At 37.0% G+C, this 13,519-nt stretch carries 11 protein-coding genes; 2 read left to right on the forward strand and 9 right to left on the reverse strand.

Translation table 11 applies throughout. The features are described 5' to 3' along the window. Positions 1-119: 119 nt before the first annotated feature. The 4 genes from MKY65_RS18680 to MKY65_RS18695 all read right to left on the reverse strand — a co-directional run bounded on the left by MKY65_RS18680 (position 120) and on the right by MKY65_RS18695 (position 4,741). Entirely contained in the window at positions 120-1,139 is a 1,020-nt protein-coding gene (locus MKY65_RS18680; protein WP_339185305.1) for a LacI family DNA-binding transcriptional regulator, read from the reverse strand. Positions 1,140-1,225: 86 nt separating this feature from the next. Then, complete coding sequence (locus tag MKY65_RS18685; protein ID WP_339179488.1) at positions 1,226-2,065, reverse strand: sugar ABC transporter permease; 840 nt, start codon at positions 2,063-2,065, stop codon at positions 1,226-1,228. Beyond that, positions 2,065-3,372 carry an ABC transporter permease subunit gene (locus tag MKY65_RS18690; RefSeq protein WP_339179490.1) on the reverse strand — a complete coding sequence of 436 codons (1,308 nt, stop codon included), beginning with the start codon at positions 3,370-3,372 and terminating at the stop codon, positions 2,065-2,067. The genes MKY65_RS18685 and MKY65_RS18690 overlap by 1 nt, the downstream gene beginning before the upstream one ends. A gap of 100 nt (positions 3,373-3,472) precedes the next feature. Beyond that, entirely contained in the window at positions 3,473-4,741 is a 1,269-nt protein-coding gene (locus MKY65_RS18695) for an extracellular solute-binding protein (protein ID WP_339179491.1), read from the reverse strand. 325 nt (positions 4,742-5,066) lie between these two features. On the opposite strand from MKY65_RS18695, the gene MKY65_RS18700 reads away from it, so the two are divergent. Beyond that, positions 5,067-6,827 carry a glycoside hydrolase family 13 protein gene (locus MKY65_RS18700; RefSeq protein WP_339179493.1) on the forward strand — a complete coding sequence of 587 codons (1,761 nt, stop codon included), beginning with the start codon at positions 5,067-5,069 and terminating at the stop codon, positions 6,825-6,827. Positions 6,828-7,113: 286 nt separating this feature from the next. Here the strand turns inward: MKY65_RS18700 and MKY65_RS18705 are convergent, their stop codons facing one another. The 4 genes from MKY65_RS18705 to MKY65_RS18720 are packed head-to-tail and all read right to left on the reverse strand — an operon-like array spanning position 7,114 to position 10,902. Further along, positions 7,114-8,082: a sugar phosphate isomerase/epimerase gene (locus MKY65_RS18705; RefSeq protein WP_339179495.1), complete on the reverse strand. Its 969-nt coding sequence runs from the start codon at positions 8,080-8,082 to the stop codon at positions 7,114-7,116. A gap of 15 nt (positions 8,083-8,097) precedes the next feature. Further along, positions 8,098-9,132 (reverse strand): Gfo/Idh/MocA family oxidoreductase, encoded by a 1,035-nt coding sequence (locus MKY65_RS18710; RefSeq protein WP_339179496.1) that lies wholly within the window; start codon positions 9,130-9,132, stop codon positions 8,098-8,100. Between the two features lie 6 nt (positions 9,133-9,138). Beyond that, positions 9,139-10,167, reverse strand: coding sequence for a Gfo/Idh/MocA family oxidoreductase (locus MKY65_RS18715; protein WP_339179497.1), 1,029 nt, complete (start codon positions 10,165-10,167; stop codon positions 9,139-9,141). A 27-nt stretch (positions 10,168-10,194) separates the two neighbouring features. Then, entirely contained in the window at positions 10,195-10,902 is a 708-nt protein-coding gene (locus MKY65_RS18720) for a ThuA domain-containing protein (RefSeq protein WP_339179499.1), read from the reverse strand. Positions 10,903-11,257: 355 nt separating this feature from the next. Between MKY65_RS18720 and MKY65_RS18725 the strand changes: the two genes are divergently transcribed. Continuing rightward, a complete protein-coding gene (locus tag MKY65_RS18725) occupies positions 11,258-12,031 on the forward strand; it encodes an AraC family transcriptional regulator (protein ID WP_339179500.1) in 774 nt (257 codons plus the stop codon). A gap of 349 nt (positions 12,032-12,380) precedes the next feature. On the opposite strand, the gene MKY65_RS18730 is transcribed toward MKY65_RS18725, so the two are convergent. After that, positions 12,381-13,499 carry a glycoside hydrolase family 172 protein gene (locus tag MKY65_RS18730; protein ID WP_339179502.1) on the reverse strand — a complete coding sequence of 373 codons (1,119 nt, stop codon included), beginning with the start codon at positions 13,497-13,499 and terminating at the stop codon, positions 12,381-12,383. Positions 13,500-13,519 lie beyond the last annotated feature (20 nt).

Genomic DNA, 13,519 nt, shown 5'->3' on the forward strand with positions numbered 1-13,519 from the left:
TTTTTTATACTGTTTTTCACACTCAAAATAAACACTTTTTATCTGTCCAAATCGCTAAAATAACAATATAAAGTATATTTACAAAGAAATGAAAAAGTTCTATTAAAATTTATATTTTTTCACTTTTTTAAGCGAACAGATTCACGGTAAACAATATCGTGTGGAATTATAATCCTTTTTCTAGTTAGCTTCTGATTCATGCACATTTTAATAATTGCTTTTGCTGATTCTACACCTAGCTGATAAATTTGAATATCGACAGTTGTCAGCGCTGGTTTTATAATCTCTGAAAAATAAATATTATTGAAACTAACCAACGAGATATCTTCAGGAACTTTAAGTCCATATTCCTCTAACATGCTAATAACACCAACACTAATTAAGTCATCACTTACAACAATTGCATCCGGCTTAACTTCAAGTTTTAAAATTTGTTCCACAGCCTCTCTGCCGCCAGACTTTAAAAATTCTGTATGAAGCGCATATTCTTTTAGCACAGGAATCGCAGCTTCCTCCAAAGCCATTTCATAACCCTTTTGCCGATCAATAGTTACAACAAGATCAGCTGCTCCTCCAATAAAGGAAATACGACTGTGCCCATTTTCTATTAAATACGCGGTAATATCTTTTCCTGCTTTTATGTTGTCGTTATCTACATGAACAATTTCATTTTTATACTCTAAAGGTTTTCCTACTATAACAAATGGAAAATCTTTCTCTTTTAAGAAATCTATAATTGGATCATTTAAACGGGAATAAAGTAAAATTATTCCGTCCACATACTTTCCTAAAACCATTCTTTCAACTTCTTTAAACTTTTCTTGTTCTGTCTGGCCAGTTGATAAAAGTATTGAAAATTGTTCTTGATGAAAATAAGAACCTATTCCTCTTAAAACCTCTGCAAAAAATGGATTTTGCAGAGATTTATCTGCGGAGGAAGGCATAATGACACCAATTGTCTTTGTTGACTGTACAACTAAGTTTCTTGCGGTTAGATTAGGATGATAACCTAAATCATGCATTGCTTTTCTAACTTTTTGCTTTGTTTTCTCGCTAATCCTCGAATTATTAGCAATCACTCGTGATACGGTGGATGGAGAACATCCGGTAGCCTTTGCTATATCCTTAATAGTAACAATTTTTATCACCCTCTAATTAGCTGGTTTATACAAATTTAGATTAAAACATTATATATAATATCCTTTCTTATATTTTAACCTATACCCTAGCCTTTTGTACCGCCTGAAGCCAAACCAGAAATTAAGAATCGTTGCAAGAACAAATAAATTGTTGCAATTGGTACAGCAATTAATACAGAACCTGCTGCAAATCTAGTAAAATTATTAGCGAACTGATCATTAATAAAATTATACAACCCTACAGCTAATGTATAATTCTCTTCACTGGATAACACAATAGAAGGAAGTAAGAAATCAAATAATGGAGCCATAAAATTAAATAAAGCAACCACTGCTAGAATTGGTTTTGCCAGTGGTAAAAGAATACTCCAAAAAATCCTAATAGGTCCTGCTCCATCGATTTTAGCTGCTTCATCCAGTTCCTTTGGAATCGTATCAAAATACCCTTTTACAAGCCAGGCATTAAATGGTATTTGTCCTCCTAAATAAATTAAAATTAATCCTGTTAAAGAATCTAATAATCCAATCATATTTAAGAAAATGTATAGTGCTACCATCGCCATCATTACTGGGAACATTTGTAAAAGCAAAAAGATGTATAGTCCATTTTTACGTCCTACAAATTTAAACCTTGAAAAAGCATAAGCAACAAATGCTGTCAAAACAACACTTCCAACAGCGTTGGCGAAAGCAACAATTAACGAATTTTTATACCATAATAGATAATCACTTTCCGGACTGAATAGCCATTGATAATGTTCCAATGAAAAATTATCTGGAATAATACTAGAAGAATACAGACTTGTACCCTGATTCAGTGACATACCAATTGTCCAAAGAAGCGGATAAAAAATAACAACGGCAACAACTGCCAATATGAGATAAATAGCAGTTAATTCTAGTTTCGATTTTAATTTTGAATTCATTAAATGTCACCTTCTTCTTTAAAAGATCTTGTTCTACGGAATTGGTAAAAAGCAAATCCTGATACAATTAATCCCATAATAATTGAAATAACAGCTGCCATTGAGTAATTATTTGTATCAAAAGTTAATTTATAGACCCAAGATATCAGAATATCCGTACCGCCAGCATTCTGTCCTCGTACAGCAGGACCGCCTTCATTAAATAAATAAATGACGTTAAAATTATTAAAGTTTTGAGCATATTGCATGATCAATAATGGCGCAGTCGCAAACATAACATGAGGAAACGTAATATTTTTGAATTTTTGAATCCGTGAAGCCCCATCAATATCTGCTGCTTCGTACCAATCTTTTGAAATGCTTTGTAGTATCCCTGTAAATAGTGCAAAGATAAATGGAAACCCGAGCCATGTTTGTACCATAATAATAGCTACCCGGCTATAGAGCGGGTCACTCAGCCAAGCCACCCCATCCCCGCCAAATAAAGGAATAATAATATCTCGGTTAATCGCTCCAAAATCATCATTAAACATCGCAGCAAATACAAGAATGGTCACAAACGCTGGAACAGCCCATGGCAAAATTAAAATTGTCCTAATTAATTTTTTAAATTTTAGTCTTTCGTCATTTACCAATACTGCTAGAAAGAAACCTAAAGCAATCTGTAACGTTGTAGCAACTACCGTCCAGACAATGGTCCAGACAAATACACTGAAAAAGGTTTCTTGCCAAATTGGAACAGTAAATAAGTTTTTGAAGTTATCCAAACCGACCCAGTCTACTAAGTTCCGTGGCGGGGAATGGTATAAATCATAATTTGTGAATGCTAATAACAGAGAAAACAATAAAGGAAAAATAACAACAAAAATCATTAAGAATAAACCTGGAAAAGTAATAATATAAGGGAACGAATAGTCATAAACTTCTTTAATAACTTGTTTAAAACTTAATGGTACCCATCCCTTTTTTATTTTTTGGGCTTGTTTTCTAGCATCGAGCACATTAAACACATAAAGTGTAATTGCTATCACTGTAACAATTAAAGACAATACTCCTAATACGAGTAATCGAATGGAATGGTCAACCCCTGGGATAGTACCTAATGTACGTAAACCCCAAAGGCCATAATTTATCGCCTCTAAAAATGCAAATAGAAATGCCCCTTCGATAACAATAAAGATAGCTCCTTTAATGTATCTGCGGTTATATAACTGACCTAACCCTGCAAATAATATGGAAAGTATAGTAGCAATAGCAGGATTATGTTTTTGAAAATTCTTTTTTGGCTTTTTTTCTGGAGTAGTCAACCTTCCCCCTCCTTCAACTTTAAGTTAATGTACATAATAAAACCTCTTTTATATGCAGTTTGTTTAAATTAAAAAGAGGAGCTTATCTCCTCTTTTTTTATTATTCTCCTCCGCCTGCAGATTGTATATTATTATTAATCTGATCTACAGCTTCTTCTAACACTTCTTGGGCATCTTGCCCTTCAGCCAGGAATTGTAATGCATTTTGCATCGGTTCCCACACCTGAGCCATTTCCGGGGAACTCGGCATTGGGACGCCAAACTCAATTTGTTCAGCAAAGTCTGCATACATAGGATCTTCGATATTATTTAAAGCCTCTTCATTCGGAGGTAACTCTCCTGCAATATCATAATAAGTTTGTTGGTTCTCTTCATTTGTAATAAACATTGCTAAATCTTGAGCCCAATCCTTATTCTCTGAATAATATGAAACCATCCAAGATTTAACACCTACAAATGTAGCGCTTGGCTCATTATTTATTTGTGGGAAAGGAGCAAATCCTAAATCATCACCTAAAGCGTTTTCATAAACCGGAATACTCCATGGTCCATTTATAACTGCACCTATTTTCCCTTCCGTAAACAATCCGTCAATTACATCTGCATTTGTACCTGCAGGGATTTTCCCAGGCCCAAAAAATTCTTGATAAAATTCTCCGCCTTCAATTGCGCCATCATTTGCTAAACCTACATCTGTTACATCATAATTTCCAGCTTCTCCACCAAAGATATAACCGCCATAGTTTACTAAGAACGGATAAGCAAAATAGAAATCATTTGGTCTCATTAAAAATCCATATTCGTCATTAGAAGCGTTTGTATGTTCTTCAAGAATGCCTAACACATCTTCCATTGTTTCTGGAGCTTCACCAACTATACTTGTATTATAAAAAATACCGTATGTTTCAATAACTGCAGGTAATCCATATATATCTGTTTCATCATCATAAGTATAAGTAACAGCGTCTACTGCTGCATCTACATATCTATTTAATTCATCATCAGTAACATCAAGAGGTTCTGCTAGTCCTTGCGCAACAATATTTCCAATTTGGTCATGTGGCTGATAGAACAAATCTGGCCCATTTCCTTCAGGTCCAGCTAATGATAACTGCTGTAATTGTTCAACCATTGGTTGCCCTTCTACCCTAACTGAAATGCCTTCCTGTTCTTCGTACCTCTCTACAATCTCATTAATAGCTTCCATTTGCTCATCTTGATCATTCATCCAAATCACCAGTTCTTCTGGTTTTTCCTCTTCTCCGCCAGCACTTTCTTCTCCAGGTTCTTCTCTGTCAGGTGCACATGCTCCTAAAATTAGAACAAACAAAAAAGAAATTAATGCAAAGAAACGAACTTTCCCTCTCATATTCCCAACTCCTTTTTTTATTTCACATTTGCGCAAACGTTTGCACAAATATTCTAAAATTAATACTAATCTATTACATATTTTTTTGCAAGGGGTTTCAAAAAATATTTTCTTGTTGAATGGATAAATGTTAGAAAAATAGTCATTTTTTCCAAAAGAAAAAATTCTATTTTATTTTCCTCTTGACTTATGATAGCTTTTTGCCAATAATATATTTAACTACTTCATGTTTCACTAAAAATTTAAGGGCAATGCTTTGTCATAACAACAACCCCTGTTTTCTTAACCAGAAAGCAGGGGTTGTTTATTTTTAAGGAGGAGTTCCATGTTAAAAGAAGCCATATACCATAGACCGAAAGGAAATTTTGCTTACGCTTACAAAGAGAAAACATTGCATATTCGGCTGAAGACGAAGAAAAAAGATGCAAACAAAGTAAGTTTGATTTACGGTGATCCCTATGATTGGAAGAAAAAAAAATGGACTTATAAGAAAAAGCCGATGTCTATTTCCGCTTCAGATGACTTATTTGATTACTGGTTCATTGAACTTGATGTGCCTACGAGACGCTTAAGATATGGTTTTGAAATAAGCGATGGGAAGAATACATTAATTTATACAGAAAAAGGGTTTTATCCAAATATAGAAACTGACGATATATCCTACTATTTTTGTTTTCCATTCATCAATCCAATTGATATTTTTAAAACACCTGATTGGGTGAAAGAGACAGTGTGGTATCAAATTTTCCCGGACCGGTTTGCAAATGGAAATAAGAAAAATGATCCGGAGAAGGTTTTGCCCTGGGCTAGTGAAGCACCTGCCTTAGACAACTTTTTTGGCGGGGATTTTGAAGGTATCATTAACAATTTGGATTACTTAACTGATTTGGGAATAAACGGGATCTATCTGACTCCTATTTTTAAAGCATATTCCAACCACAAATACGATACCATTGACTATATGGAAATTGATCCGCAATTCGGAGACAAAGAAACGTTTAAAAAGCTTGTGGATGAATGTCATCAAAGAGGAATCCGTGTGATGCTGGATGCTGTATTTAATCATAGCGGTCTGTACTTTGGTCCTTTTCAGGATGTGTTGGAAAATCAAGAGAAATCAAAATACAAAGATTGGTTTCATCTGCATGAATTTCCAGTAAAAGATGTTTATCCACCTAACTATGATACATTTGGATATGTTGAATCAATGCCAAAGCTAAACACTGAGAACCCGGAAGTCCGTTCTTACTTTTTAGATGTTGCCGCTTACTGGATTGAAGAATTTGATATTGACGGCTGGCGTCTGGATGTAGCAAATGAAGTAGATCATTCCTTCTGGAAAGCATTTCGCAAGAGAGTTAAATCGATTAAACCTGACTTATATATTCTTGGAGAAATATGGCATGATGCACTCCCATGGTTGGAAGGAGACCAGTTTGATGCAGTCATGAACTATCCATTTACCTTGGCAGGTTTAGATTATATTGCCAAAGAAAAGATTGATACTAAACAATTTGCTGACCGATTATCCAAATCTTATGCTTCTTATATGGAAAACAGTAATGAAGTGGCCTTTAACCTGCTCGACAGTCATGATACTCCTAGAGTTTTGACAGAATGCGGCGGGGATATTAAAAAGGTTCGTCTATTGTATGCTCTGTTATTCTCTTTCCCTGGAACACCTTGTGTGTATTATGGTGATGAAATTGGGATGACTGGGGGAGAAGATCCCGAATGTAGAAAATGCATGGTATGGGACGAGGAGGATCAAAATACCTCTCTAAAAAACTTTATTAAACAATTTATTCAACTGCGATTTACTGAAAAAGCATTTACACAAGGGAAGCTATCTATTATTCAGCCAAAAGAAAATGTCTATTATTTTCATTTTATCCGAACGGTTGAAGATAGCTCTATTCACTTTTTTATAAATCCTGCGAATCAACCGGCTGAGGTGTCACTTGACTGTACTTCTACTAATCATGTTTTTAATCTATGGAATCAAAAGAAAATGTCCATTAAAAATAATAATTTACGCATAGAAGTGCCAGCTAATGATTTCCTTATTTTAAAGTTACAAAATTAGGATTATCTAGTGATATAATATTATTTTCTAATTTCTTTCACTGAGTGTTATTTAAAATAAATAGTAAAAATAAGGGCTTAATTTTTTCATTATGAAATTATATAGGGTAGAAGTAACTGAAAGATATCTTGTAATAAAAATGGAAATGTATTAGGATTTGCATTAATGACAATAGACCGCAGAAAGCATATTATTTTTATAAGATATAAAAGAGGAATTTCACATAACATAAGATGCGAAATTCCTTTTTTTATTTTTAGCTAGTTATATTCTCAGTGTTTTTGTTTTAAGCCCACCACATCGAAGCTGGAGGCTCCACGATATTCACCTGTTTTAAGTTCTTCACTGCAGCTTGAAAACCTTCTTCAACCGACATAATCGGGTCTTCATGCTCTATACTAATCACATAATCATAGCCATATGTCCGAAGCGCGCTCACAATATTCGACCATTCCTGAATACTGTGCCCATACCCTACGGAACGGAAAGTCCAGGCACGGGTCTGCACTTCTCCATAAGGCTGCATATCAGTCAGCCCGTACATATTCACATTATCCTGGTCAATATACGTATCCTTGGCATGGAAATGATGAATGGCACCAGCTTTACCCAGAATCTTGATTGCTGCTACCGGATCAATTCCCTGCCACCATAAATGACTCGGATCCAGGTTCGCACCAATCGCATTGTTTGTTGCTTCCCGCAGTTTTAGCATCGTATGCGGTGTATGGACAAGAAAACCGGCATGCAGCTCCAAGCCTACTTTAACACCATGGTCTTCTGCAAATTGCCCCTGCTCTTTCCAATACGGAATCAATTTTTCTTCCCATTGCCATTTTAAGATATCGGCGTATTCCGTCGGCCAAGGGGTTACCGGCCAATTAGGATATTTCGAATCTTCATTAGAACCCGGCGTACCGGAAAATGTATTAACAACCGGAACATCCAGCATCTCTGCCAAACGCACCGTTTTGATAAATGTATCATGGCTGGCTTTTGCCTGAGCTTTGTTTGGGGAAACAGGATTATCATGACAGCTGAATGCGCTGATGGTTAGCCCGCGTGATTCAATCTTATCTTTAAATTCCTTTCGCTTCTCACTGCTTTCCAATAATTCATCGATTTGACAATGCGCTGTACCGGGATTACCGCCTGTCCCTATTTCTACCGCATCCAGTCCAGCACCTTTCACATAATCAAGCATGTCTTCCAGCTTTTTATCTGCAAATAAAACCGTAAATACGCCTAATTTCATTTTTTTGGCCTCCCTCTAGTTTATCGAGATACTTTTTCCCTGTTCACTGCTTTCATAAATGGCATCAATGACTTTCGTTACCAGCAATGCATCCTTTGGATTACTTTTCAATGTATCTTTTCCTAAGCAGGCATCCACAAAATTCTCTGCCTGCAAAAGGGCCGCTTCCTGTTGATCTTCCTTCGTACCGGCATGTGTCTCCATCATTCTATGATACTTCGGCTGATAGAATTCATAAGGAAAGACATTTACCCCTCCATTTTCGCCGGATATGGAGATATGTGTTTTATCCGCTTTGATATTTGCGGCCCAGGAGCATTCAAATAACAGGGTGCTTCCATCATCAAAACGGATATAAGCACTCACATGATCATCAACATCAATCGCTTCATGATCATAACTTCCCCAATCATTGACCTGATCTGGCTGCTTACTTAAACACTGATAGGTTTGTGCATTGACCTCTATTGGCTTCGAAGGGGAAACAAGCCAAAGGGCTGTATCGAGTAAATGGCATCCCCAGTCAATCAGGCTTCCTCCGCCTTGAAGCTGTTTGTTTATAAATACGCCCCAGCCCGGGACCTTCCTTTGACGCATGGCTTGCACGCGCGTAACAATAGGTGCTCCCACTTCCGGCATCGACTCTTTTGCCAGCATCACAGAATCTACAAAACGATAATGATAGCCAACCATTAATAGTTTATTATTTGCTTCTGCCGCTTCCAGCATGCGCTTTCCTTCATCTGCATTCATTGCCATTGGTTTCTCACATAAAACATGAACCCCTTGATTTAAGGCAGCAACTGCTATCGATTCATGAAATTTATTCGGTGTGCAGATAGTCACTGCATCTACGTGCTTGAGCATGTCCGAATAGTTTTCATATACATGAGGAATCGCATATTTTTCCGCTACTTCCCTAGCCCGGACCAAGTTAACATCCTGCACACCTGTTATTTCTACCTTATCACTTAATGATTGATAAACAGGGATATGACGGTTTTCCGCTATTCCCCCTGCTCCAATTAGTCCCATTTTCAAACACTTCATGATTTGTCACTTCTCCAAGGAATAGATTCTTTTTGTTTCAACGGATTCTAACGCTGCTAAAATAATAGCGAGCGATTTCTTTCCTTCTTCACCGTCAATCAATGGTGTTGTATCATTTTGAATGGAATCAATAAAATGATCGATTACATGTGTCGTTGTCTGGCCGCCTTCATCATTGGACTGAATGGCGCCAAGCTCGTATTTTACAGTTTCGCCATTCGTATATTGAACAACTAAAGAGTACGCCGGGTCATCTTCTAAACGTAATGTAGCTTTTTCTCCATAAATAATGGTGGAATTATCTTCTTTTGCTGTATAAGCCCAGCTGGCTGCTAATGTACCAATCGTGCCTTTTTCTGATTTGAGTATCAGCGTCGCATTATCATCTACATCCGCATTTTCTTTTGCACTGGTTTCCACGAACGCACCGACCTCTATAAATTCATCCTGTAATAAATAACGGACTAAATCTGCTTTATGCACGCCTAAATCTCCCATTGCCCCAATAAATGCTTCGTCTTTTTTAAAGAACCAGCTATCTTGGCCATCTGCGCTCCATCCTTCTGGACCGCCATGTCCGAATGTGGTACGGAAGCTGTAAACCTTGCCAACCACTCCAGATGCAATCAGTTCTCTGGCTTTTTGATGCGAGTTGACAAAACGCTGATTATGTCCGATCATTAATTTCTTTCCACTCCGCTTTGCCGCTTCAATCATCTGATCTGCCTCTTCTGCAGAGGTTGCCATCGGCTTTTCACAAAGCACATGCTTTCCGGCATTCAGTGCATCTACACTGACAGGTGCATGTAAGTAATTTGGCAGACAAACGCTGACAGCATCAATGTCATCTTGTTTCAACATTTCCTGATAATCTGTATATGCCTTTGCTTCATATTTAGCCGCTGCTTCTTCTGCCCGTTCTCCGACAATATCACATACTGCTGTAATTTCTACATGTTTATTTGCTGCATATTCCGGCAGGTGGCGGTGTTTTGCTATACTGCCGCATCCGATAACTGCTATTTTTAAACTCAATTTACCTCTTCCTCTCTCTATCTTGGTTTATTTTTCAATCGGCTGATAATTCCCATACGTATGCTTTGGAGTATCTTGATTCTTAGCCCATTCTACTGCATTTTTGATTACTTGCTGAACCTCAGCCTGATGATACGTCGGATAGGTTTCATGGCCTGGACGGAAATAGAATATCTTCCCTCTGCCGCGTTTGAATGTTGCTCCGCTGCGGAAGACCTCTCCGCCGGTAAACCAGCTGACAAAAACCAATTCATCTGGAGCAGGAATATCAAAATGCTCCCCATACATTTCTTCTTTTTCAATTTCAAAGTATTCGCCGATTCCTTTGGCAATGGGATGAGATGGATCTACATTCCATACACGCTCTGTATCATCCGATTCACGCCATTTCAAGTCACAGCCTGTCCCCATCAGAGATTTAAAGATTTTAGAGAAATGACCGGAGTGAAGAACAATTAATCCCATTCCTTCTAATACACGCTGTTTTACGCGTTCCACAATGTCATCCTGTACTTCACCATGCGCCATATGTCCCCACCAAACCAGGACTTCTGTATTATTCAGCACTTCTTCTGTTAGTCCATGCTCCGCTTCGTCTAATGTCGCTGTTGTTACGTCATGCCCTGCTTCTGTTAAAAAGCCGGCGATTGCGCCATGGATACCTTTTGGGTAAATGGATGCAACGGTTTCATTTGTTTTTTCGTGACGATTTTCATTCCATACAGTTATATTCATTCCTGTACCTCCTAGTTGTCTTATTTGCGTAAAGTAACGATTAATAAATCCAATAGAAAGAAAAACAAATCACAAGGATATAATCGCTTTCATTTACAGATAATCTAATTATTATCATAAATGATATTCTATCAATTTAACATAAATGATATAATGAAAACATGAACTATTTAATTATAAAAGAGCGGGTTCAATAAGTTCGATGAAAAGGACCAAGAAGTTCAAGGCGATGAAATTTTTCCGAACGGAGCGTATGCTTTTAAATACGTGAGTAACGGAAAAATCTCATCAACGCAGAAATTCGCAGTGTCATTTTTATTGGACTTTTTGATCGTCCTCTAAAAGGGGTAAAAATATGAAAGTCAGCTTTTGCGGTTATTCCTATCATAACCAATTATTTCACACGATGCATAAATCTCGTTATGCCTCTTATTTGTTTCGATTACAGATCGAAGGTAAAGCGAAAATCAAAGTAAACAATGAAACGCATCATATTGAAAAAGGCGATTTATTAATTGTCAAACCCGGAGAAACCTATGATTTGCATGTAGCAGAAGGCCAACAAAGCGGTGACTATTGCTTATATTGTGAAGGTGAAGAAGTTGATCAGCTTTTCCGCCACAGGCCAGTACTTTCCAAAATTACGATGGATCACACCGTCTTAAATTTATGGCAATCTCTCTTTATTGAAGAAAGAAGACCGGAAAAAGAAAAGAATAGTAAATTAACTCACTATCTGCTAAGTGCACTTTGTGTTTCTCTAGAACGCTCACTGGATAAAAAATCAACAGACATTAATAGACCTTATATTGTTACAAAGATGATGCGCTATATTGAAGAAAATGCAACTAAACAAGAGTTCACGATCAAAGATATTGCTAATTATTGTAATATGAGTGTATCAAGGTGCGTCCACCTTTTTAAAGAATATATTGGACAAACAATGGTTGAATATGCACAATCGATTCGGATTTCTGCTGCAATCAATCAGATGAAATATACAACAATGACATTAGAAAACATCGCGCAAAACTGCGGTTTTGGCTCTTATTCGTATTTTCACCGTGTTTTCAAGAAATTTCATCTTGTTTCTCCAAGGGAATATCGGGAGAAAATGTTTGAATCATAATTGTTGAATAAGCAAGTCAGTAAATTAAAAAGTCATTGAACAATCCAGAGCTAAATAGAATTTATACCTTTAAACAGCCTATGTTTGAATTACTTATAACTCTATACCCCTTTGTAGGCTTATAGCAATAGCACATTTAAGTATTGCAGTCCAGGAAGTCAAAAATTAAAAGTTAATTTAAAAAATAGTTATTTAATGAACTATGCTAAAGTCCTATTTTAATGGCAATTAGCAAATCTCTTATTAAAATAATTGCAGTTATGCCGTGAGAGATTAGGCTAGAAAACTCTCAATAAAAGAGAAACTTCCTTGTTTTGTGCTAAGAAGTTTCTCTTTTTATTCCTGTATCTTACCTTGGCCGCCTCTCTTTTGTTTCTGGAAATTTCGGAAACGGTTGATGCGGCATTGTTTGATACCAATATGCAACAGATGAAATGTCATCTGCACGTTCAAACAATTTAATATCATCATTACCTATTTGTTGAAGTGTCACTGTCAGCTTTTCATCAAAACGAATTGGGTCAGGTAAATGCCAACGATACAGTCCATGCATTGGCAACGCATCTCTCCCGAATCCATGCGTTGGAATACTATCCTTGGTTGGGAAATTATCCCTTGTATGATCCTCTGCAGATTGGAAAGCATAACCTAAAAATGGTGTATTATAAGTAGATGATCTAATAACTCCATCTTTATGTTTTTTATGAAAAGCCCAAGCTCCGCCAAAATAATCTTCGGTACCTGTGCCGCAAATAGTCGGGTATTGTTCATCATCATCAATATAGAATTTAAATTCTCCTTCGCCCCACCAATAGCGTTCGAGTGCAGTTAAAGCAAGATAGGTTCCAACATAATGCCCTTTTCCTTTGATGTCACTGACTACCGTGTAATCTTTCGCTTCCTGTGTATATTTTTCTCTACGCCATTGGGCATGAAAATATGCTGTATCGTCGTCTATTTCATCTTCCACTGTATAGTTAATCGTGTAGAAGAAAGCATCAATATCTTCTTCATGTTCATTTGTTACTACGATACGTGCCTTTTTACGAAACGGCATTGGGAAATAACAATTCATCGCTCCCGATGGATTAACTACAATAGGCATGGAATTAATATCACAACGTGTCCCAAAGCCATTACAGAAGAAGTCTCCCAACGGAGATTCAACAGATGGGGTTTCTTCATCATCCCAATACATCCGCAATACAAGGTCTCTTAGTACAAAGCTTCCGTGTATAGTTGCATCTGTTACTGTCATCCAAATATGACGAATAGTTCCCGGTCCCTCTATTTCTGCCAATGTCACGGTTTCTCCACTCTTCAATTGGATCAATGGTCTCCCTTTTCTGCTTGGACCTAAACCGCTTCCTTCTTTACCACCTTCTCCGGCTGCTCCAGTAGGATTCTCTGGATTAATAGACCTGCTTTTATTCTTTTTTAACTTTTCAATTCCTTCTAGTGTAAACATTTTAAAACTCCCTTTCTATA

Source organism: Oceanobacillus sp. FSL W7-1293 (genome assembly GCF_037969815.1).
Classification (GTDB): domain Bacteria; phylum Bacillota; class Bacilli; order Bacillales; family Amphibacillaceae; genus Oceanobacillus; species Oceanobacillus oncorhynchi.